Origin of the sequence: Saonia flava, assembly GCF_011927795.1 — a bacterium.
GTDB lineage: Bacteria > Bacteroidota > Bacteroidia > Flavobacteriales > Flavobacteriaceae > Saonia > Saonia flava.
Window position 1 is genome coordinate 777,578 of sequence record NZ_JAATJJ010000002.1, and the last position, 21,462, is coordinate 799,039.

General features: G+C 35.3%; 21 protein-coding genes. 12 read left to right on the forward strand and 9 right to left on the reverse strand.

The window, feature by feature from the left end; all coding sequences use genetic code 11:
* Nucleotides 1-40: 40 nt before the first annotated feature.
* From GGR42_RS15605 to GGR42_RS15620, 4 genes are all read left to right on the forward strand, one after another.
* Nucleotides 41-595, forward strand: a complete 555-nt coding sequence (locus tag GGR42_RS15605) for a hypothetical protein (protein WP_167965964.1) — start codon at nt 41-43, stop codon at nt 593-595.
* A gap of 59 nt (nt 596-654) precedes the next feature.
* Nucleotides 655-1,632, forward strand: a complete 978-nt coding sequence (locus tag GGR42_RS15610; RefSeq protein WP_167965966.1) for a YitT family protein — start codon at nt 655-657, stop codon at nt 1,630-1,632.
* A 77-nt stretch (nt 1,633-1,709) separates the two neighbouring features.
* Nucleotides 1,710-2,669 (forward strand): YybH family protein, encoded by a 960-nt coding sequence (locus tag GGR42_RS15615; RefSeq protein WP_167965968.1) that lies wholly within the window; start codon nt 1,710-1,712, stop codon nt 2,667-2,669.
* Nucleotides 2,670-2,777: 108 nt separating this feature from the next.
* Complete coding sequence (locus GGR42_RS15620; RefSeq protein ID WP_167965970.1) at nt 2,778-4,295, forward strand: TolB family protein; 1,518 nt, start codon at nt 2,778-2,780, stop codon at nt 4,293-4,295.
* Nucleotides 4,296-4,357: 62 nt separating this feature from the next.
* Here GGR42_RS15620 and GGR42_RS15625 read toward each other — a convergent pair whose 3' ends face one another.
* Entirely contained in the window at nt 4,358-4,786 is a 429-nt protein-coding gene (locus GGR42_RS15625) for a winged helix-turn-helix transcriptional regulator (RefSeq protein WP_167965972.1), read from the reverse strand.
* Nucleotides 4,787-4,885: 99 nt separating this feature from the next.
* On the opposite strand from GGR42_RS15625, the gene GGR42_RS15630 reads away from it, so the two are divergent.
* Complete coding sequence (locus GGR42_RS15630; RefSeq protein WP_167965974.1) at nt 4,886-5,722, forward strand: alpha/beta fold hydrolase; 837 nt, start codon at nt 4,886-4,888, stop codon at nt 5,720-5,722.
* 2 nt (nt 5,723-5,724) lie between these two features.
* Here GGR42_RS15630 and GGR42_RS15635 read toward each other — a convergent pair whose 3' ends face one another.
* Entirely contained in the window at nt 5,725-6,711 is a 987-nt protein-coding gene (locus GGR42_RS15635; protein WP_167965976.1) for a helix-turn-helix domain-containing protein, read from the reverse strand.
* Between the two features lie 80 nt (nt 6,712-6,791).
* Between GGR42_RS15635 and GGR42_RS15640 the strand changes: the two genes are divergently transcribed.
* The 6 genes from GGR42_RS15640 to GGR42_RS16860 all read left to right on the forward strand — a co-directional run bounded on the left by GGR42_RS15640 (nt 6,792) and on the right by GGR42_RS16860 (nt 13,024).
* Nucleotides 6,792-9,128, forward strand: coding sequence for a TonB-dependent receptor (locus tag GGR42_RS15640; protein WP_167965978.1), 2,337 nt, complete (start codon nt 6,792-6,794; stop codon nt 9,126-9,128).
* Nucleotides 9,129-9,223: 95 nt separating this feature from the next.
* Entirely contained in the window at nt 9,224-9,940 is a 717-nt protein-coding gene (locus GGR42_RS15645) for a DUF4198 domain-containing protein (protein ID WP_167965980.1), read from the forward strand.
* A 355-nt stretch (nt 9,941-10,295) separates the two neighbouring features.
* Nucleotides 10,296-10,598, forward strand: coding sequence for a hypothetical protein (locus GGR42_RS15650; RefSeq protein ID WP_167965982.1), 303 nt, complete (start codon nt 10,296-10,298; stop codon nt 10,596-10,598).
* A 2-nt stretch (nt 10,599-10,600) separates the two neighbouring features.
* Nucleotides 10,601-12,169, forward strand: a complete 1,569-nt coding sequence (locus GGR42_RS15655; RefSeq protein ID WP_167965984.1) for a PepSY-associated TM helix domain-containing protein — start codon at nt 10,601-10,603, stop codon at nt 12,167-12,169.
* A gap of 10 nt (nt 12,170-12,179) precedes the next feature.
* The gene (locus GGR42_RS15660) at nt 12,180-12,527 is read left to right on the forward strand and encodes a hypothetical protein (protein ID WP_167965986.1); all 348 of its coding nucleotides are present in this window, start codon (nt 12,180-12,182) and stop codon (nt 12,525-12,527) included.
* Nucleotides 12,528-12,601: 74 nt separating this feature from the next.
* Nucleotides 12,602-13,024, forward strand: a complete 423-nt coding sequence (locus GGR42_RS16860) for a VOC family protein (protein ID WP_209024003.1) — start codon at nt 12,602-12,604, stop codon at nt 13,022-13,024.
* Between the two features lie 7 nt (nt 13,025-13,031).
* Here the strand turns inward: GGR42_RS16860 and GGR42_RS15670 are convergent, their stop codons facing one another.
* The 4 genes from GGR42_RS15670 to GGR42_RS15685 form a co-directional block, all read right to left on the reverse strand.
* Nucleotides 13,032-14,066, reverse strand: a complete 1,035-nt coding sequence (locus GGR42_RS15670) for a glycoside hydrolase family 43 protein (protein ID WP_167965988.1) — start codon at nt 14,064-14,066, stop codon at nt 13,032-13,034.
* Nucleotides 14,067-14,074: 8 nt separating this feature from the next.
* A complete protein-coding gene (locus GGR42_RS15675; RefSeq protein ID WP_167965990.1) occupies nt 14,075-15,502 on the reverse strand; it encodes an MFS transporter in 1,428 nt (475 codons plus the stop codon).
* Nucleotides 15,503-15,700: 198 nt separating this feature from the next.
* Nucleotides 15,701-16,456: a DJ-1/PfpI family protein gene (locus GGR42_RS15680; protein ID WP_167965992.1), complete on the reverse strand. Its 756-nt coding sequence runs from the start codon at nt 16,454-16,456 to the stop codon at nt 15,701-15,703.
* Between the two features lie 124 nt (nt 16,457-16,580).
* A complete protein-coding gene (locus GGR42_RS15685; protein WP_167965994.1) occupies nt 16,581-16,949 on the reverse strand; it encodes a VOC family protein in 369 nt (122 codons plus the stop codon).
* A 125-nt stretch (nt 16,950-17,074) separates the two neighbouring features.
* Here GGR42_RS15685 and GGR42_RS15690 point away from each other — a divergent pair, with 125 nt between their 5' ends.
* Nucleotides 17,075-17,215: a hypothetical protein gene (locus GGR42_RS15690; RefSeq protein WP_167965996.1), complete on the forward strand. Its 141-nt coding sequence runs from the start codon at nt 17,075-17,077 to the stop codon at nt 17,213-17,215.
* A 6-nt stretch (nt 17,216-17,221) separates the two neighbouring features.
* On the opposite strand, the gene GGR42_RS15695 is transcribed toward GGR42_RS15690, so the two are convergent.
* The 3 genes from GGR42_RS15695 to GGR42_RS15705 form a co-directional block, all read right to left on the reverse strand.
* On the reverse strand, nt 17,222-18,106 hold the full coding sequence (locus tag GGR42_RS15695) for a bifunctional 5,10-methylenetetrahydrofolate dehydrogenase/5,10-methenyltetrahydrofolate cyclohydrolase (RefSeq protein WP_167965998.1): 885 nt from the start codon (nt 18,104-18,106) through the stop codon (nt 17,222-17,224).
* A gap of 34 nt (nt 18,107-18,140) precedes the next feature.
* A complete protein-coding gene (ffh, locus tag GGR42_RS15700) occupies nt 18,141-19,469 on the reverse strand; it encodes a signal recognition particle protein (protein WP_167966000.1) in 1,329 nt (442 codons plus the stop codon).
* 140 nt (nt 19,470-19,609) lie between these two features.
* Complete coding sequence (locus GGR42_RS15705) at nt 19,610-21,364, reverse strand: hypothetical protein (protein ID WP_167966002.1); 1,755 nt, start codon at nt 21,362-21,364, stop codon at nt 19,610-19,612.
* Nucleotides 21,365-21,462 lie beyond the last annotated feature (98 nt).

Below are 21,462 nucleotides of genomic sequence, written 5' to 3' on the forward strand. Positions count from 1 at the left end.
AAATTACTTATTATAATAGGCTGTTACAAAATAAAAATAAATGAAAAAGATAGAATATCTAATTGGGGTTATATTAATAACTTTCCTTTTAACAAATTGCCAAAAAGAAAAAGACACAACATTTTTAATTACCCAAGAGAGTGTGGGAAAAATCAATAAGACTTCTTTGGTAAGTGATTTAGAAACCATTTATGCTTTGGATTCCATTATTAAGGATACAACATCTATTAGTATTGGAACATTGGTGGACAAGATACAGGTCTATGAAAAAGGTGGGAAACATTTATTGACCCTTACTCCCAACAAAGATAGTGTGCCAACTATTGAAAATATTAGAGTGTACGACCCAAGATTTGTTACTGAAAACGGAATAGGCCTCAATAGTACTTTCAAGGACATTAAAGACAAGTACACCATTCAAAAAATAATTGTTTCCATTAACAATTTGGTTATTTTAATCAAAGATAGCCCTGTGTATTTTACCATAGACAAGCAGGAATTGCCATCTAGCCTAAGATATGGGGTTTCTAATATAGAAGCTGTACAAATACCAGATGAAGCCACTATAAAATATTTAATGATTGGTTGGGAATAATTAATTAGTCTCAACTATATTTTTATTTTAAATATCTTGTGTTCATAAACAATGGTATTATGAATCCAATATGGCAATATCTAGTAGTAAAACGTGCGGAAAACAAACTAAAATCCAAGAAAAAGAATAGGGAGTTTTCCAAAAGACAATTGGTTTCAGAAGTTAGATCCACTGAAGTAGAATTTAGTCACTTAATTAAGGAAATCTTTTTTATTGTTATAGGTGTTTGTTCTGCAGGATTTGGGTTGAATGGGTTTTTATTGCCCAATGAATTTATTGATGGTGGAGCAACGGGAGTATCACTGTTACTGCAAGTTACATTAAACAGTTCCTTAGGTGTACTACTTATTATAGTAAATATTCCCTTCATTATTTTAGGCGCCAAAACAATTAGTAGAAAATTTGCGGTCAAAAGTATTTTTGCCATAATTGCGTTGGCTTTAGTTGTTCATTATGTGCCTTATCCAACTATTACCTCAGACAAATTATTGATTGCCTTTTTTGGTGGTTTTTTCCTAGGTCTGGGTATAGGAATGACCATGCGAGGAGGCGGTGTAATAGATGGCACGGAGGTCTTAGCAATATATTTGAGTCGAAAATGGAATATTACAGTAGGCGATTCCCTCCTTATTATTAACATAATTATATTTTCTACAGGTGCATATTTACTTTCATTAGAAATCGCATTATATGCCATTCTTACATATTTGGTGGCTGCCAAAACGGTGGATTATATAGTAGATGGTGTAGAGGAATACATGGGGATAACCATTATTTCTGAAAAAAATGAAGAAATAAGAATCATGCTCACAGAACAACTGAATAGAGCTTGTACCATATATGTGGGCAAAAGTGGATATCAAAAATATGGAGAAGAGAAAAATTCTAAGGAAATTGTATATACGGTTATAACACGCCTTGAACTGGCCAGATTAAGTACAGAAATAGATAAAATTGATAAAAAAGCGTTTATAATAATGTCTGTGGTAAAAGATATTAAAGGAGGTATGATCAAGAAAAAGCCTTTAAAAGATTAGCAGCACTACTTTAATTAAAGTTTATTTATCTTGAAAGTTCAGCAAAATTCTTGATTAAACACATTAAATCCACCCCTATGAGAACCCTATATTCATTTTTAGTTTCTATGTTGGTATACACTGGTTCTTCAGCCCAATATAATTTTGAACCATCCATAGAACATCCATATGGAATTCCAAACCCTGAGGCACCTCAAGAAGTATTAGATTACACAGCCTTGATAGGGGAATGCAATTGTAAATCCATTGCTAGAAAAGCAGATCAAACCTGGGCCGAACCAGTGGATATGATATGGCGCTTTAAATTTATCATGAACGGTATGGCTGTCCAGGATGAAACCCTTAAAGCAGATGGAAAACATTCCGGTAGCATAAGACAATTTATTCCAGATAGTACTAAATGGTACGTACATTATTATAGTTCTGGTGCTCCAACAACAATATTGCCTGTTTGGGAAGGAAACAAAAATAAAGACGGGGAAATTGTACTTTACAAAGAACAAAAAGCTCCAAATGGTACGGATGGATTTTATAGATTAACCTTTTCAAATATTTCCAGTGAAGGTTATAATTGGATAGGCGAATGGGTATCCAAAGATAAATCCATAATTTATCCCACATGGAAAATTAATTGTCTAAGAACCAACAAGGTATCCAAATCGGATGAAGAAAAAATTATGGCCAAGGCCACAACGTTTTCAAAAGCATATATAAATGGAGACTATGAGACCATGACAAGTATTTATACAAAGGATGCAAAACTATTTCCAAATAATACGAAAATCATTGAAGGTCATACAGACATAAAAGATAGATGGATACTCCCCGAAGGAGTAAAAATACTTAACCATAAAACAGAATCTAACGAAATTAATATCATTGGTAATTTTGCGTACGATTATGGGTATTATAATGGCACAACGCAAAGGAAGGACAAATCCGAAGTAAGTTGGAAAGGAAAATATGTAATTATTTGGAAAAAAGTAAACGAAGAATGGAAAATGTATCTAGACATCTGGAATAGCGTCGTAGATTAATTTTTCTGTTAAACAAAACTTAATTTTTAACTATTAATTTAAGTTTTCAATAACTTCGAAATCGATTTCGTAATAAATTCGTAATTCTACCAACCTAAACTTCAGAAAATGGCACTCACAGCTAAAAACTCTTCAATTTTAATTTTTACCATACTACTAACCATAACTATGACACAAGCTCAAAAAGTCGGGATTTTTGAAAATCACCACGATATAGGAAATGTTAAACATGAAGGGTCTGCCATCTATAACGAAGATACGCAGGAATATACCATAACCGGTTCTGGCACTAATATGTGGTTTGGTGAAGATGAGTTCCATTACATGTGGAAATCCATCCAAGGAGATTTCATCCTTAGGGCTCAAATGTCCTTCGTAGGCGAAGGAGTAGATCCACATAGAAAAATCGGATGGACAGTGAGAGATAATTTTCATTCCAATGGCAAGCATGTAAATGCAACAATTCATGGAGACGGGCTTACATCCTTACAATATAGGAGAACTATTGGTGGAGAAACGGAACAGGTGGAGTCTCCTGCGGCTGGATCGGATGTTGTACAATTGGAACGAAGGGGAAACACCTATATCATGAGTACAGCCAAATTTGGTGAGCCTTTCACTAGTGTACAAGTAGAAATGGATTTAAGAAATGAGGTGTTTGTAGGTATTTCCATGTGCTCCCACAATCCAGATGTCGTGGAAAAAGCTATTGTTAAAAATGTTAGAATCATAAAACCAACACCCGAAGATTATCAACCATACAGGGATTATATTGGGAGCCATCTAGAGGTTATGAATGTAGAAACAGGAGATCGCAAAATATTGATGAGCTCCGCCCATAGTATTCAAGCACCAAACTGGACTCCTGATGGGAAAACCCTTATTTATAACTCTAATGGTGTGCTTTACAAATATGATTTGGAAAGTGGTAAAGTATCTATGTTAAATACTGGGTTTGCAAACAGGAACAATAACGATCACATTTTAAATGCTGATGGAACCAAAATTGCCATCAGTCATCACAATGATGATGATGGTGGAACATCATCCATATATTATTTGCCAATAGAAGGGAGTGATAATCCTACAAAAGTAACAAAAGATGGTGTGGGTGCATCTTATTTACATGGTTGGTCTCCCAATGGAAAAAAAATGATTTTTACGGCCAATAGAAATGATCAATATGATATTTATGAAGTCGATGTTTCCACTGGTGAAGAAAAACAATTAACCAATGAATCCACCTTAGATGATGGTTCTGAATATTCTCCAGATGGAAAGTTCATTTATTTTAACTCTAACCGAACGGGCGCCATGCAAATTTGGCGAATGAAAGCAAATGGAAAAGACCAAACGCAAATGACTTTTAATAAAAAGCATTATGATTGGTTCCCACATATTTCACCAAATGAAAAGAGAATATTCATTATTTCTTTTCCTGATACCATTGAATCTGACCAACATCCGTTTTATCAACATTGTTTACTAAGAATTATGCCCATCAAAGGAGGTGAACCTAAAATAATTGGTTATATATATGGTGGGCAAGGGACTATAAATGTTCCTAGCTGGTCTCCAGACAGTAAGTATGTTGCTTTTGTAACCAATACTGGCACTGTAAATTAAAATCTAAAATTACATTAGTTCATAAAATCCCTAGACCCTGTGGTTTAGGGATTTTATATTAACTATAACGCTCCATATTTTAATCGGTTTTCCCTAATAATATCCTTGTAGGTGTCCACCCACTCCGTTAAATCCAAAAGTTTTTGAAGATAGGAATGACCAAAATTCGTTAATTGGTATTCTACCCTAATAGGAACCTCTGCATAAGCTTTTCTAGAAAGGTATCCATCCCTTTCCAATGTTTTTAACCTTTCACTTAATACTTTGTTGGATATTCCAAATACTTTTTTCTTGAGCTGATTAAATCTTAAGACTGGAAAAAATCCAAGATATAGAATTATAAGAATGCTCCATTTATCTGATGCCAAGGCCATAATATCCCGTATTGGGCATAGCTCAATAGATGTTTGGGGGTTTATATGGCCAAACATTTTTTTTATTTTTTTGGCCACCTTAACCTTCTGATAATCAGTAACAGTTTCTACTTCCATACTTACTCCATATTTTGAAACATCATTATTTATTAAAATGAATGTGTACTTTTGATATATAATAAAGAGCAAGTTACATAAAGTTACCTACTTTTAAAAATGAAAAAATTACTCAATAAATATATTCCTCTGGCCTACGGAGCATATTTTAATGTATCCATTCTATTTGCAAAGCAAAAAACTGTGGCAAAAGCCTTTAGTTTGTTCTGTACAGTTAGAAATGGCAAAGTACTCCCAAATCAAAAAGAATATTTAGATGCTGCAAAAAATGAAACCGACGAAGTTTTGGGGCATACATTGCAATCCTACACATGGAAAGGTAAAAAAGATACCGTTCTATTATTGCATGGCTGGGAAAGCAATACTTTTAGATGGAGAAACCTAATTGCAAAACTCAAGGAAGCTGATTACAACGTGGTAGCTTTTGATGCACCCGCTCATGGATATTCTAGTGGCAAAGAATTAAATGTGCCCCTATATACAGAATGCACTCAATATTACATTGAAAAATACCGTCCACAACACATAATAGCCCACTCTGTTGGAGGTATGAACGCCCTCTACAGTCAATATAAATATCCAGATTCTTCGATAAAAAAAATTGTAACGATAGGATCACCTTCTGAGCTTTCAGAAATAATGAATCAATATAAAACCACCGTGAAATATAACACTCGGGTAGAAAGAGCTCTCGAAGATTATTTTATGAATAGATTTGGCTTTAGAACCACGGAATTTTCAACTTCAGAATTTGTAAAGACCAATACTAAAAAAGGATTTGTGATACATGATGTGTTGGATATGGTTGTTCCCTTTAAATCATCTGAAAAAGTACATGGAAACTGGAAGGATAGTAAACTCCTAAAAACCAAAGGACTTGGACATTCAATGCATCAGGAAGAAATAAACAATGCAATAATTGAGTTTCTAAAGTAGAATTAATTCTTATTTCTATATCTCTTCGGAGTTATACCAAACTTTCTTTTGAATGCTGCCGTAAAATGGGTGGAATTTTTGTAACCTACTTCTTCTGCTATTTGATAAATCATTCTTTCCGAGTTGTCCAACATAAATTTGGCTTGGGTCATTTTTTCTGAAGTACCAAATTCCTTAACAGAGTAACCAAAGATTCTAATAAATTCTTTGTTCAATGTGCCACTATTAATTCCAACTTCACTTGCCAACTCCAATAGAGAAAAGTTTTTATGAAGATTGGATTTAATAACAAGCTGTATTTGATATAGCTTTTTCAAAGTTTTATCATTTCCCATTTTTAAATCATTAGTGGCCTTGGTTTTATAATTTTCCAATTGAATCGCTATTAATTCTAATACTTTGGCTTTAATATAAATCCTATTTATACTCCCTGATACTACTTTACTCTCCAAATTCTCAAGAATAGAATAAAGTTCATCTGTAATAGGTAAAATCAAATTGGTATCTGTAAGCTTTTTAAGTTCGTAGCTATTTATAAAAACATGATCAATCAAAAATGATATGGGAAGTTTTATTTTAACCTCCTTAAAATTACTTTTTCCCAAAATTCGAATCCTGCCATTAAACTCCTTGATATTGGCCATAAAGGATTCTCGGTTTTCAAATAATATTTCATTTCCATCCTCCACATCTATAATCTTCTCGCCCTTTAATAAAAAAGCTATCTGCAGATAGTCATTTTTTGATGATTGATCATATACCAAGTCATGGTGTAGATTGTAATTACTAATTGAAATATTCATATTAGAAGTAACAAAACTGTTGATACATCCCATTCCATATCTCGGCAGTACATGAAACTGCTCGGTCGTGGCTCCATCAAATGAACTAGTACTGGTTTTAATGGATATCCTATCACTTATTGTATTGCCCGAATCGCCTAAATCGATTACCTCTATCTGGTTTAAATCGCGTCTTTTTTTTATCATAACTCGTCATTTACCTAAGGATAATCCTTTCTATTTTTGTTTCAAATTTATTTAGACTAATTAAAAATAACAAATATAGAATGAAAAAACTTTCCACGATTCTAACCATCTTTCTTATCTCAGTAACCCTGCATGGCCAAACCGGTGGCATAAAAGGAAAAGTTGTCACGGAACAAAACAACCCTATCGTTAATGCCAACATCATGGTTGTAAATACCAATTTAGGAGTCATGACCGATACCAGCGGAGAATATCAATTAAATGAAATCAAGGCTGGTTCATATAAACTTAAAGCCACTTTTATTGGGTTCGCTCCACAGACTATTAACATAAATGTTGTGAACAATGAAGTAACTACAATTCCCCAATTTGTACTAAAAGAACAAGAAGAACAACTGAACGAAGTTGTAGTGGAGGGGCATAAAAACAAATACAGTGTAAAAAAACCATCATCCACGCTTCGATTAAAAACTGAAATTGTTAAACTTCCCCAGAACATTCAGGTAATAAGCAGTGAACTCCTGCAAGACCAACAAGCCACCAGCATAATGGATGGGGTTATTAGAAATGTTAGTGGAGTTACCATGTTGGAGCACTGGGGACATTTTGCACGGATAAATATGCGAGGTTTTAGATTGCCCGCATTTAGGAACGGTTTTAATGTACAAGATACTTGGGGACCCCTCTCGGAAGATATGGCTTTTGTTGACCAAATAGAATTTGTTAAAGGTCCCGCTGGCTTTATGATGTCTGCCGGTGAACCGGGAGGTTTTTACAATGTTGTGACAAAAAAACCAAAAGAAGAATTTATTGCGAATGTGTCCCTGAGCGCAGGTAGTTTCGATTTTTATAGAGGCACTTTTGATTTGGGTGGGAAACTTTCTGATAATGGAAAGTTATTGTACCGTTTTAATGCAATGTACCAAACAGGAGACAGTCATAGGGGCAATGAAGATGCCGAACGTTGGGGAGTTGCACCTGTCTTGACCTACAAGTTCTCCGACAAAACCCAAATAAGAACAGAGCTGAACCTACAACAAGCCGAAAGTTATATTGGTTCTGCCTATGTCTTTGCTCCTTTAGGCAATGGTTATGGCAGCTTGGACAGGGATTTTAAATATACAGACACAAACTACCCTGTATCCAATATTCAGGAACTAACATTTTTTACAAGCTTAAAGCACGACTTTTCAAAGAACTGGGGACTTGAGACACAATTTGCCTATTTAAGATACAATCAAGAAGGAAATTCAACATGGTTATGGTCTTTTGACGAAACAACAGGCGATGCAGTCAGATACGCAAGTTTATGGGATGCACTATCTATAGGAAAATATTTTCAAACATATCTTTATGGAAGCTTTAATACAGGAAATATTAAACATAATATCCTAGGTGGTTTTGACTATAGTTATAAAGAGTATTGGGCCGACTGGAGTCAATTAGCGGTTTTGGATACCACTGTCCCCTTTAACATTTACAATCCTGTTTACGGCAACACAGCAGCACCAGAGTTTGACCGTTCTATAAAAGTTAGAAACCGAGATGATGCCTATAACTACGGGAATACGCTTAGGAGTTATTATCTGCAGGATGAAATTGGATTTTTGGACAACAAAATTAGACTTACCCTTGCCGCAAGGTACACCCATCTTTTTACTAACGGTAAAGAAGAAACAGATAGCAAATGGTCACCAAGGGTAGGCATAAGTGCTGATATTTTGCCAACACTAAGCGTCTATGCCCTATATGACCAGTCCTTCTTGCCACAGAACGGCGCAAACAAAGAGGGCAATGCATTTGACCCAGTCGAGGCAGATGACCTTGAAGGAGGTATTAAAAAATCCTTTTTTGACGGAAAGCTAAATACCTCTTTGGGAGCCTATCTCATTACAAAACAAAATGTTCTGGTAACGGATCCAGAAGACCCAAACTTCTCTATTCAGTTGGGAGAAGTACAATCTAAAGGAATAGAGTTCGATGCGCAAGGGCAAATAACACCTGAACTGAACATAATATTGAACTATGCAAATACCAATGTTGAAATTACAAATGACTCCGATGAGGAAAATATTGGCAACAGAGTGGCCGGCCATGCCAAGCATATAACCAATGGGTGGTTAAACTACAATTTTAATCAGGAATCTGCCTTCAAAGGTTTTGGAGCCTCATTGGGCTATCAGTACCAAATAGATCGCTCTACTTGGGATTGGGGAGCGGACAACGAATCTTTTTTACCCGACTATTTTAGGTTGGACGGTGCTTTATCATGGCACAATGACAGTTTTCGAGTACAATTAAATGTTAATAATATTTTAAACGAATACCTCTATTCTGGCGGCAATTATGCCGATTACCTTTATTGGCAATCAGAACCTGGTATCAATGGTAGAATTACATTAACCTATAATTTTTAAAGTAGTTATAAATAGTTGATTTAAGTTTTTTGAAGTTAGTAACTAAACAGTCCTTAGCAATTGATCTAGGGGCTGTTTTAATAAAAATTAGAAATATGAAAAAAATAGTCTTTACAACCCTATTAACCGTTATGGCATCTATGCAAAGTTTTGCCCATTATTTATGGGTAGAAACTTCGCCTACTGGAAAATTGGGTCAAGAACAAGAAATAAGAGTTTATTTTGGTGAATACACATATGGAGTCATTGAGGAAGTAGAAGGAGAGGCCTTTCCCCCAGTCAGCAATTTTACCCTTTGGGTACTAAATACCAATGGTAAAAAAACTGTTTTAAAAACTAAAGCCAAAGAAAATTATTATGTAGCCCACTATACACCAGAACTTAGCGGCACCTACACGGTACTATTGAATAATGACAATATTGATGTTATTGATTACACCCAATATGATTTTGGGATTTTTAAAACACATTATCATTCCGTCACTACTTTTCAAGTAGGTTCAACCCAATCAGAAACATTGGCTCAAAATGATAAGGGTATTACACTAAAATATATTCCCTCCTCTTCAGGTGAAGTAAAACTTCAGGTTCTCTATAAGAACAAATTTTTGGCAAATAATGAATTAAAAGTTTATGTCTCAGATTTATGGTCCAAAACACTGGAAACAGATGAAGAGGGGTTTGTATCCTTTAAACTACCATGGAAGACAAAATATATTGTGGAAACAACCATCAAGGAAGAAGTAGCTGGAACCTACAAAGGTGAAGCATATGAATTTGTATGGCATTGTGTAACAACATGTATCAACTAAAACAGTACCAACTCTAACCATTCAAATTTTAAACCTAACAGGTATAGAACACTTGTTAGGTTTATTGGGTTAAAACATAAGACCATGATTTTTTCAATTACATTATTAACTTTTTTGGGATTTTATTGTCTCTACAACACCTCTAAAAGGGTAAAATTGAGTACAGCACCAAAAAGCGTTTGGTTACAAAAACACCCTACATCTTCAAAAGTGTTGGGTAGCATATCACTTGTCCTATCTCTCGTCCTTTCTATAGCAATATTCGGTTTGGGAGCTGGCATTTTCACAGCCCTTATTTTACTTATGACCATAGGGAGTTTGATTGTTCTTTTATTTCCCTTATTTACCAAAACGAATGCCAGCAAATCCTAAATATCTTACAAAATCTCCATGGCAACGGTTTGCCAAAATATCCGCTGGTATTCTAGGTGGGTACATCATGGCTATTGCCATTCATTTGGGCATTGCCAGTTGGGTTGGTCGCGTAAACGTAATTATTACTAGTACCTACTCTGTTTTTATTCTATGGACAATCCTTATGATTTTGGCCTTTCTAGCAAAAAATGGTTGGAAAATTTGGGGCCTCTATCTTTTAATTACTATCATTTTTGGAGTGATTGTCTACTTGGGAAAACTTACTAATCCAATTATTCAGTAATCATGGGGCAACGAACATATAATATCCTTTTTCATACCCACACCGTTAGTGGTATTGTAATTAGTGTGGCACTTTATGTTATTTTCTTTGCTGGTTCTTTTTCCTTTTTTAGGGATGAAATAACGAATTGGGAACGTGGACATACTGTTGAAATACTTGATGAATTATCAATAGATTTTAATTCCTCCATTGAGGAACTAGGCAAAGATTATTCTCTATATGGCAGGGATATAGAATTGACCCACTATTACAATGAAAGAAAGGTAAATGTAAGCCTAAGTGCATCCAAAGACTCCCTGGCGATTGAAAAAGACAAGAATGGAGCGTTTTTCTATTTGGATACAAAAGACAAAACCACCGCCAATTATACTGAAATGTATGGATTAGGCGAATTTTTATATCGTTTGCATTTTTTTGCACAAATACCCTACCCCTTTGGATATTACCTTTCCGGTTTTGTAGCCTTCTTCTTCTTGTTTGCCATTTTTACAGGAATTCTTGTGCATTGGAAAAAAATAGTATCCAATTTTTATGTCTTTAGACCATGGGCAAAAATAAAAACTCTTTGGACGGATGCTCATACGGCACTGGGTGTTATCGGGTTTCCCTTTCAGTTTGTATATGCCGTTACAGGAGCATTCTTCATGTTAAAACTTATACTGGTTGCCCCAACAAGTATATTTCTATATGATGGAGACCAAAGCAAACTTTATGAAGAATTGGAATACAACCATCCCGTTTTTAAATTTGAGAACAAACCTCTACAAAATCCAATAAACATTAATACTTATGTTGAGAAAACAAAAACGGAATGGCCTGGTTTTAAGATAACAGAAGTTCATATTTTTAACTATGGTGATACCAACATGCATCTTTCCATAAGTGGAAATATGGATTACACATCAAAATTTAATGGCCTGGGATATGTCATTTATAAAGTCGCAGACCAAAGTATTGTACAGCAAAAAAAGCCGCTTAAAACCAGTAGCTATCTAGATGGTGTAAAGAATACTCTTTATCGACTCCATTTGGGTGATTATGCCGGTTATGGTCTCAAGATTATTTCTTTTATCCTTGGTCTTATTTCCTGTTTTGTAATCATCTCTGGCGTTATGATATGGTTGGTGGCCCGGAATAAAAAGCACATTCCTGAAAAACGAAGACGTTTTAATGAAAATGTGGTACGATATTACTTGGCAATTTGTTTAAGTATGTATCCAATTACGGCGTTGGCCTTTATTTTGGTAAAATTTAATCCGTCTGGAGGTATGCCCTTTATTTACAGAACCTATTTTATAAGCTGGTTACTCCTGTCCACCTTCTTCATTGTTAAAAATGATAACAACTTCACCAATAAATATACTTTATTATCTGGCAGTATTTTAGGCTTATTAGTTCCTATCACCAATGGCTATGTGACCGGAAATTGGATATGGACAAGTTACACCCAAGGGTTTTCGCAAATCCTGTTCGTAGATGTTTTTTGGATTGTTTTATCCCTAATGGGTCTTCTAGTTATTATTAAACTAAATAAAAATGAAAAAGTCAAAACTTTAGTCAAAACACCCTAATAAAAAAAGTATGACACTATTATATCAAAACAAATATGGAGCTGCTTATATGTTGAACAATGCTCCAAATCCCAATTGCAAAATTCAACTAATTATAGACACAATTGGTCTTTTTATGTGCAAAGAAGACTTACAGAATTTATTGGGAATAGTACAGAGGTCCTATGAACCTTGTTATTGTAATGATTGTGGGGGAAAGGCGTGCAACAAGATATGGTGTGCAAATCCATTGGTAGACATTTGTCTAAAAGTAAATGAGCCCACTTTGGATTTATTGGAAGACCTTATAAAAGGCACTCAGTTTATGCTTAATATTGATGAAACATTAGACGAGCATCGTTTAAGGACAGGGGAATAGATCTACAAATTCTTAGTTCATCACAATTTTGCTAGAAATCGGAAAAAAGAAGTAATTTTATTAAAACTACTTTTATGTCCACAATCGCTCCTTTTCATCTGGCTATACCGGTCCATAATTTAAAAGAATGCAGAATTTTCTACAGAGAAGTATTGGGCTGTGAAGAAGGACGGAGCAGTGATCATTGGGTTGATTTTAATCTATTTGGGCATCAATTGGTGATCCATTTCAAACCAAAAACCCAAGAAGACCTATATTCTAACCCAGTTGATGGCAAAGACGTTCCTGTTCCGCACTTTGGTGTCGTTTTACCTTGGAACACCTTTGAAGCATTTTCCAAAAAACTTCAATCCAAAAACATAGAATTCATCATTGAACCCTATATTCGATTTAAAGGGCAAGTAGGTGAACAAGCTACTATGTTTTTTTTGGACCCTGCTGGCAATGCCTTAGAATTTAAAGCCTTTAAGGATATAGATCAGCTATTTGCCAAATAACAATTGATTAATTGTAAGGATTTAGTGTAATAATGGAACCATCTTCACGATATGAAATCTCCGCAACTTTTACAGAACGCAAATGAGTTACTCCTTTAGATAAGGAAGAATCGTGATAGAATAAATACCATTTTCCTTCCACTTCACAAATTGAATGATGTGATGTCCAGCCTACTACAGGATTTAATATTTTTCCACCATAAGTAAATGGCCCATAAGGACTGTCTCCTACCCCATAGCAAATGAAGTGTGTGTCTCCCGTAGAATAGGAGAAATAATATTTTCCATTGTACTTATGAAGCCAAGAAGCTTCAAAGAAACGACGTTCATTGTCACCTGCCAATAGTAAATTTCCATTTTCGTCTAAAATTTGCACCTCTTTAGGTTCTTCGGCAAACTCCAACATATCATCAGTCATTTTTGCAACAATTGGCAATAATGCAGGCTCATTGTCTTCTGGAATATGAGCCGTAGGGCTTTCTGGGTGTTCCGCATTAAATTTACCTGTTCTCCAACGCTGAAGCTGCCCGCCCCAAAGACCTCCAAAATACATATAATAGCTGCCATCTTCATCTTCAAAAACGGCAGGGTCTATTGTAAAACTTCCTTTTATGGCTTCTGGCTGTGGTATAAAGGGCCCAACAGGGGTATTACTTACCGCTACTCCAATTCTAAATATTCCATCATGTGCTTTTGCTGGAAAATACAAATAGTATTTCCCATTTTTATGTGCAGCATCGGGTGCCCACATTTGTTTTTCTGCCCATGGCACATCTTTTACATGTAGAGCAACGCCATGGTCCACAGCTTCACTTTCTATATTATCCATAGATAATACATGATAATCCTCCATTGCAAAATGACTTCCCAAATCATCAAAAGCTTCACCAGCATCTATATCATGGGAAGGATAAATATATATTTTTCCATTAAAATAATGAGCCGACGGATCTGCTGTGTATATGTGTTCTACTAAGGGCTTTGAAATGGCTCTTTTTTTTAATTCATCAAAATCAATATGGTCAATACTTTCTTCTGGCATTTTCTACTTTATTTACGTCTTTCTTTTAAATCGTTTTCTATTTGCACTTCCATTTCCTTATTAATCTCATAGAAGAACAATAATCCTGCGCCAATTAAAAATGGAATAGCCGGATATATACTAACTAACATTTTTGTTCCATTTATTGCCGTGGCAGATTGCATTTCCAAACTCGCATCATATCCATACCGATTTAATATTGATGCCACTAAAGCACCGCCAATACTCAATCCTATTTTTAAACCAACCATCATCGCAGAAAAAATTATTGCCGTAGCCCTATGATTTGTTTTCCATTCTGAAAAGTCTGCAACATCCGCTATCATCGCCCACAGAATTGGAATAGTTATTCCGTAAAAGAAACCATGCAATATTTGTGATATAAACATTAATCCTACAGATTCTGAGGGAAAGAAATAGAACAACATAATAAACAATGTGGAAATGAACAGAAATATTCCAAAAATATCCCTTTTCCCATATTTATCGGCCAACCTTTTTGATAGTCCAATTCCAACAATCATAAAAATTATTCCGCCTGCATTAAACAGACCAAAACCAGCAGATATAGGATTTTCCCCAAACAATGTTGTTCCTATATTACTATCTAATATTGGACTTAAAAATTTTGCCAAGGCATCTTTGTCCACATAATTTTCAAAGTAATAGACATATGAACCTCCTTTCATTGCTAAGGTGACGAACACTAAAGTCGTAAGTGTTAACATGATTATCCATGGCTTATTTTTTACTAAATCGCTTAAGTCTTCTTTTAAGCTTGACTTTTGTTCAGCCTTTGGTACTATACGTTCTCGGGTTGTAAAAAAGGTAATTAATAACATTATAGTTCCTATTATTGCCAACCAAGTCATAACTTTCTCTATACCAATAGCTTTATCTCCCCCCCCTGCTGTTTCGATAATTGGCAACATGAAAACTTGTACAAAAAACTGTGCAAACATCACCGCTACAAAGCGATATGAAGACATACTGTTTCGCTCTCCCATATCACCCGTAATTACACCACTTAATGCTGAATAGGGCAAATTGTTGGCAGCATATAATAGTAAAAGAAGTGTATATGTAACAATGGCATAAATTACTTTTCCCTTGTACTCAAAATCTGGCGTACTAAATGCTAATAAAGCAACAACTCCCAAAGGAACAGCCGTCCATAGAATCCAAGGTCTAAATTTTCCCCATTTTGAGTTCGTCCTATCAGCAATAGCACCAATTATTGGATTAAACCCAAACCCAGCAATTAGACCTACCGTTAAAATAATTGCCGAAGCATGATTATTTTCAAGACCATATATATCCGTATAGAAATATGCTAAATATGTTACTAGCGTTTGAAAAACTAGATTGGCGGCAAGATCTCCTAAACTATATCCTATTTTCTCACCAATAGATAGCTTTTGACTGGTATTACTCATTCTTATTTATTTAATTGGTTAATGGTCAGCAAAATATTTAAAAAATGTATTAAAATGTTGCCAATGGTAAATATAAAGCAATTTTTGGAATGATTCATTAATAAATATTCATGGAAATCGATTGCGATTTTATGATATTTTACGGATATCACAATATAGAAATTGAAGTCTTTAGGCGTCTACTTTGAATAGGTTCTTTTAATTGGAACTACTTGGCCATTTTTTTAGCCTGTTTAAATAAAGGTATTCTTCAACGTAATTTCTATGCTCAACTGTGGACATCTTCTCCAATAACTCAAAAGCAGAGATATAACTGGAAAAATTGCCGTTGGATGAAATTATTTTACCGTCTTCCATATAACTCACAACTGCATCATCTTGAACCTTTAATTCTGGAAAAGTTTCTTGTAACAATTTACCCCCAGTGACATAGGTTACTATTTTCTTCCCATTTGCAACACCAGAAGCTCCTAACAAAAAAGCTCCAGCGCAATTACTAGCCATATACTGGGTAGTTTCCTTTTGTTTTCTTATAAAGTTCAAAATGTCTTCATTCGCTATAGCAGACTCCATATTCATAGCACTAGGAACAATAAGAGCATCCAACTTTGGCACATTTCCAAATGTAAAATCCGGAGTTACACGTAGTCCTTCTTCACTTATATACTCCTTTAGCTCCTCGCCAACTATAACTAAATTAAAAACCTGATTTCCATCGGCATCAAATTTTGCAAAAACATTAAGTGGAGCGGTCATTTCCATAGTAAGAAAACCTTCGTAAACTAATAACCCCACAGTTGGCAAACCCGTTTTTATTTCTTTTTCGGCTATGTCAACAACAATAGCTTTATTCGTTTCATAATCAGCCTCAATATTCACAGGTTGTGAATCTTTACAACTCAAGAATATTAGGGCTATTGAAAACAAAATGGTTTTAAAAAAAATACGATTCATTCATCTAACTTTTAGAACGTTATTATTGCTTAAATATACAACCAAGGATGCAGTTTTAATGCTAAACTGCCGTTGCATTTCTATCAATATAATTTAATTTTGTTCAGCTTTTAGATATTTTATATCAAGTATCCTCAACAAAGAAAATGGCATTCTTGTTTAAGTCATAAAACCCAAATTCGTTGGTGTTCCATGGTGTTCCCATTCTTAATTCGCTTTTTGCAATCATTCCTTTCCCTACAAATTCATTAAAAATGGGAAGAATATTTTTTACGAAAAATTTTATTACAGAACCTCCCAATAAGGGGTCGTCCTCGGTATCCGCATGCCATTGTAAATGCACACATAGATTTTCCCTTTTTAATACGGCGTACATGGCGTTAGCAGATACAATTTTAAAACCAGCGTTCTTTTTATACCATATAACATCCCTTTTTATATCTGATGAGGGCAAAACTGGTTCAATACCTAGGAAAGTAGTTTTTTGCTCCATACATCAGTTGTTAGAATTAGATATTTAAATTCTATTTCATAAAATAAAGGACTATAACAAAAATTCATTTTCTGCGTTATACTACCATAGCAAACTTGGTAATTACACCTACTAAATTACTGATTATGAAAAAGATATTCCTTATTATATTTCTTTTACTTACGTCCTCTATAAGCATTAGTTGCACGAATGACGAAGGTAGTGAAGATTTAGACCTGCTTAATCCAAATGATGAAAAGGAAATGGCAAAAGATTCTATAACATAAAAGTTTTTAAGCTTTACTTCTATGGCGCTCTCTTGCCAATAGTGTGTTTTTTAACAACATGGCAATGGTCATAGGACCAACTCCTCCTGGGACCGGTGTTATATAGGATGCTTTTTTGCTAACATTTTCAAAATCAACATCACCAGTTAAGTAGTATCCCCTCTCCTTGGTTTCATCTGGCACACGGGTTATACCCACATCGATTATGACAGCGTCATCCTTTACCATTTCTGCCTTTAAAAAATGTGGCACCCCTAGTGCCGAAATAACAATGTCCGCTTGAGATATGATTTGAGTAATGTTTTTGGTACGGCTATGGGTCAATGTTACAGTAGAGTTTCCTGGCCATCCTTTTCTACCCATTAAAATGCTCATAGGCCTGCCCACAATATGGCTTCTCCCAATTACTACAGTATGTTTACCCTGGGTTTCTACGTTGTACCTTTCCAAAAGTTCTAGAATACCAAAAGGAGTAGCAGGAATAAAAGTACTCATGTCCAAGGCCATTTTACCAAAGTTGGTTGGGTGAAAACCATCTACATCTTTATCAGGGTCTACAGCCAAAATTACTTTTTGTGTATCAATTTGCGGAGGCAATGGCAATTGGACTATAAAGCCGTCTATTTCTTCATCATTATTTAGCTCTTCAATCTTGTTTAAAAGCTCCACCTCGCTAGTTGTAGCCGGCATTTTAATCAAGGTAGACTCAAATCCTACACGTTCACATGATCTTACCTTACTCCCAACATATGTTAGACTGGCACCATCGTTCCCAACAATAATAGCTGCCAAATGAGGGACTTTTTCCCCTTTTGCCTTCATTTTGTTCACCTCAATGGCAATTTCTTCCTTAATTTGGTTCGATATTTTTTTCCCGTCTAGTATTTCCATTCTTTTAGTATCTAGTGATAGTATGCCTTAGTAGTTATCTCATATTCTGCATCATCTGCATCATTTTTTTACCGCCCCCACCTTGCATCATTTTCATCATCTTACCCATTTGATCGAACTGCTTTAATAGCTGGTTCACTTCTTGGATTGTTCTTCCACTTCCTTTGGCGATTCGTTTTTTTCTACTTGCATTTAATTTAGAAGGCGTAGAGCGTTCGTCTGGTGTCATGGAATGGATTATGGCCTCAATATGTTTAAAAGCATCATCATCTACATCCAATCCTTTTAAGGCTTTACCGGCCCCGGGAATCATCCCCATTAAATCCTTCATGTTGCCCATTTTCTTGATTTGCTGTATCTGACTTAAAAAGTCATCAAAACCAAACTTGTTCTTGGCAATTTTCTTCTGAATTTTACGAGCCTCTTCCTCATCAAACTGTTCTTGCGCTCGCTCAACTAGGGAAATAACATCTCCCATTCCCAAAATACGGTCTGCCATACGTGAAGGATGAAAGACATCAATGGCCTCCATTTTTTCCCCAGTACCAATAAATTTGATTGGCTTATCAACTACCGATTTAATGGAAATGGCAGCACCACCGCGAGTATCACCATCCAATTTGGTAAGGATTACCCCGTCAAAATTCAAAATATCATTAAAGGCCTTTGCCGTGTTTACGGCATCTTGACCAGTCATGGAATCCACTACAAATAATGTTTCCTGCGGTTTTACTGCTTTGTGGATGTTGGCAATTTCATCCATCATTTCCTGATCCACAGCCAAACGACCTGCGGTATCTATTATCACCACATTACAACCCAAGGACTTTGCTTGGGAAATACCTGCTTTTGCAATGGCAACAGGGTCATTATTGCCTCTATCGGAATATACCTCAACACCTACTTGTTCACCAACAATATGTAACTGATCAATCGCTGCAGGCCTGTAAACATCACAGGCTACCAATAAAGGTTTCTTTGTCTTTTTTGTTTTAAGATAATTGGCCAACTTCCCAGAAAATGTAGTTTTACCAGACCCCTGCAGACCAGACATTAAAATTACTGAAGGATTTCCAGAAAGATCAATACCCTCTGCATCCCCGCCCATCAACTCTGTCAGCTCATCCTTTACAATTTTAACCATCAATTGTCCAGGCTGCAACGTTGTCAATACATTCTGACCCAATGCTTTTTCCCTAACTCTATTGGTAAATTCCTTGGCTATTTTAAAATTGACATCCGCATCCAACAAGGCTCTTCTAACCTCCTTAACGGTCTCTGCAACATTAATCTCTGTAATCTGACCATGTCCTTTTAGGACGTGAAGGGCTTTATCTAACTTTTCGCTTAAATTATCAAACATAATCTTCCATTATTAACAGGAAGGCAAATTTAAGAATAACAATGGGAAGTGGGAAGTTTGACCTTGGAAATAATACAAAACAAAAGAGCACCCATTCGAAAATGGATGCTCTCTATCAAGATTGAGGGCAAAAAAGGCTATTATTTTTCGAAAACCAACACTTCTATTGTTCCGTCACCGCTTATACTTTTTAATTCTAACCTTCCATCCGTAAGAGAAACAAATTCCCAAACCTCTGTCAAATCACCAAATAGTTCACCATCACCAAGGTTTAAATAAAACTTCAACTTTCCTTCACTATTTCTAATGACCCTCCACAGACCATCCAAAAGTGGGTCTGCATTGGTAGATACAGTTACCTTATGTTCTGCTGAGAAAGAGAAATCATATCCTTCAAAATCAGATGTATTGTTCATATCGCCTTCTGAGTGAAGAGCAACAATCCAGTCACCACCCATCATAGCATTTCTAATTTCCAACACATCTCCGTCATCAGAATTGTTATTACAAACCCTTTCCAATATCAACTCATAACCTATTTCAGATACTTCAAACTTTAAACGTTTGTTCCCTAATTCTCTAACAGGCCATTCAAAGCTAACCCCAGGCTCATCACCCATTGTAATCGCCATTACAAAAACTCCCTCGGAATTGGTAGTAATTTCCCATGTTCCTTCTGAAGTTGTAGTACCATTGCTCAATGTTACCATTCCTTCGGCCATGAAGTTGAATTCATATCCAAGCAATCTATCTATATCCTCACCTTGTGCCTGTACTTTTTTAATGACCCAACTACATTCCTTTAATATACCTCTTAAAGTATCTGGGGTATCATTAATTATGTCACATGCTTTATGCATAATAATCTTATCACCATCACCTGCATATAATTTAATTTTACCTTCTTCAAGTTCGTATACAGCCCATTCCAGACTAAAATCAACCAATACATCAAATTCAAGGTTCAACATTATCCTTTCTTCTCCAACCCTAGTAGACCAAGTACCTTCCAAAGATGCACCTAACCTATCTTTAAGCACTACAGAACCATCTTCTTTAAAGTTCATGGCATAATCAATATACTGCTCAGTTTGGTACTCTCCGTCTCTTTTGACCTCATGAATCAACCATGGACATTTTACCAAGTACTCATTTAAACGCTCTTGTGTAAAGTCATCATCATTATGATCATTATCATCATCCTCATCACACGCTTCTTTAGCTGTTTCTATAGCATGGGCCAATTCTGCATTTGTATTCACTACAACTTCCGTTTCATCATAAAGAACCAATGCTATAGGAAAGTCTATACTAATCAAATCGTTCTCTCCTCTTTCATGGAAGAACTTTCTTAATTCCATATCACTGTTAACAGTTACACTACCAGTTTTTTCCAAATTGGCATCAAAAGTGTACAATGTGATAGGATATACAAAGTCTATACATTCTATATCATCATCATCCCCACCTTCTTTACATTCTTCAGCAATAGCACGTAATTCTTCTTTGCTATTGATTACTATTTCATCAAAATTGGCGGATGTAACAGTAATAGGAAAAAGAATTTCCAGAATATCATCATCAGAGTCAACAGAATCAATGATTTCTTCAATCAATTTTAAGTCTTCAATGGAATCTATAGTTAATTCTATTCCGTTTACTTCAACTGTATAAGGAAATTGAACTGCAAAACAGCTAGTACCATCCACTATATTGTCATAAGAACCATCATTGGATGATGTTTTCTCCATAAGTAACGCAGTAGAAGAACTAGCAGAAATTGTTTCTTGTTCATCACCATCAGGTAATTTTTCAAACTCTTCTTGACAAGAAGTAAAACTAAGAGCCACTATAAATAGGCTGGCAAACATTAAGTAACTAATAAACTTTTTCATAACGATTTGGATTATTTATAATTCTTATAATTCTAAAACAACCAACTTTTAAAAAACCCTACCCTCTTTTTTAATTTTTTTTAAAATATCTTTGAAGA

Bases quoted from the DNA above. Each gene is read 5' to 3' on its own strand.
- GGR42_RS15605 (WP_167965964.1), top strand. From the start codon at position 41: ATGAAAAAGATAGAATATCTAATTGGGGTTATATTAATAACTTTCCTT.
- GGR42_RS15610 (WP_167965966.1), top strand. From the start codon at position 655: ATGAATCCAATATGGCAATATCTAGTAGTAAAACGTGCGGAAAACAAA.
- GGR42_RS15615 (WP_167965968.1), top strand. From the start codon at position 1,710: ATGAGAACCCTATATTCATTTTTAGTTTCTATGTTGGTATACACTGGT.
- GGR42_RS15620 (WP_167965970.1), top strand. From the start codon at position 2,778: ATGGCACTCACAGCTAAAAACTCTTCAATTTTAATTTTTACCATACTA.
- GGR42_RS15625 (WP_167965972.1), bottom strand. From the start codon at position 4,786: ATGGAAGTAGAAACTGTTACTGATTATCAGAAGGTTAAGGTGGCCAAA.
- GGR42_RS15630 (WP_167965974.1), top strand. From the start codon at position 4,886: ATGAAAAAATTACTCAATAAATATATTCCTCTGGCCTACGGAGCATAT.
- GGR42_RS15635 (WP_167965976.1), bottom strand. From the start codon at position 6,711: ATGATAAAAAAAAGACGCGATTTAAACCAGATAGAGGTAATCGATTTA.
- GGR42_RS15640 (WP_167965978.1), top strand. From the start codon at position 6,792: ATGAAAAAACTTTCCACGATTCTAACCATCTTTCTTATCTCAGTAACC.
- GGR42_RS15645 (WP_167965980.1), top strand. From the start codon at position 9,224: ATGAAAAAAATAGTCTTTACAACCCTATTAACCGTTATGGCATCTATG.
- GGR42_RS15650 (WP_167965982.1), top strand. From the start codon at position 10,296: ATGCCAGCAAATCCTAAATATCTTACAAAATCTCCATGGCAACGGTTT.
- GGR42_RS15655 (WP_167965984.1), top strand. From the start codon at position 10,601: ATGGGGCAACGAACATATAATATCCTTTTTCATACCCACACCGTTAGT.
- GGR42_RS15660 (WP_167965986.1), top strand. From the start codon at position 12,180: ATGACACTATTATATCAAAACAAATATGGAGCTGCTTATATGTTGAAC.
- GGR42_RS16860 (WP_209024003.1), top strand. From the start codon at position 12,602: ATGTCCACAATCGCTCCTTTTCATCTGGCTATACCGGTCCATAATTTA.
- GGR42_RS15670 (WP_167965988.1), bottom strand. From the start codon at position 14,066: ATGCCAGAAGAAAGTATTGACCATATTGATTTTGATGAATTAAAAAAA.
- GGR42_RS15675 (WP_167965990.1), bottom strand. From the start codon at position 15,502: ATGAGTAATACCAGTCAAAAGCTATCTATTGGTGAGAAAATAGGATAT.
- GGR42_RS15680 (WP_167965992.1), bottom strand. From the start codon at position 16,456: ATGAATCGTATTTTTTTTAAAACCATTTTGTTTTCAATAGCCCTAATA.
- GGR42_RS15685 (WP_167965994.1), bottom strand. From the start codon at position 16,949: ATGGAGCAAAAAACTACTTTCCTAGGTATTGAACCAGTTTTGCCCTCA.
- GGR42_RS15690 (WP_167965996.1), top strand. From the start codon at position 17,075: ATGAAAAAGATATTCCTTATTATATTTCTTTTACTTACGTCCTCTATA.
- GGR42_RS15695 (WP_167965998.1), bottom strand. From the start codon at position 18,106: ATGGAAATACTAGACGGGAAAAAAATATCGAACCAAATTAAGGAAGAA.
- ffh (WP_167966000.1), bottom strand. From the start codon at position 19,469: ATGTTTGATAATTTAAGCGAAAAGTTAGATAAAGCCCTTCACGTCCTA.
- GGR42_RS15705 (WP_167966002.1), bottom strand. From the start codon at position 21,364: ATGAAAAAGTTTATTAGTTACTTAATGTTTGCCAGCCTATTTATAGTG.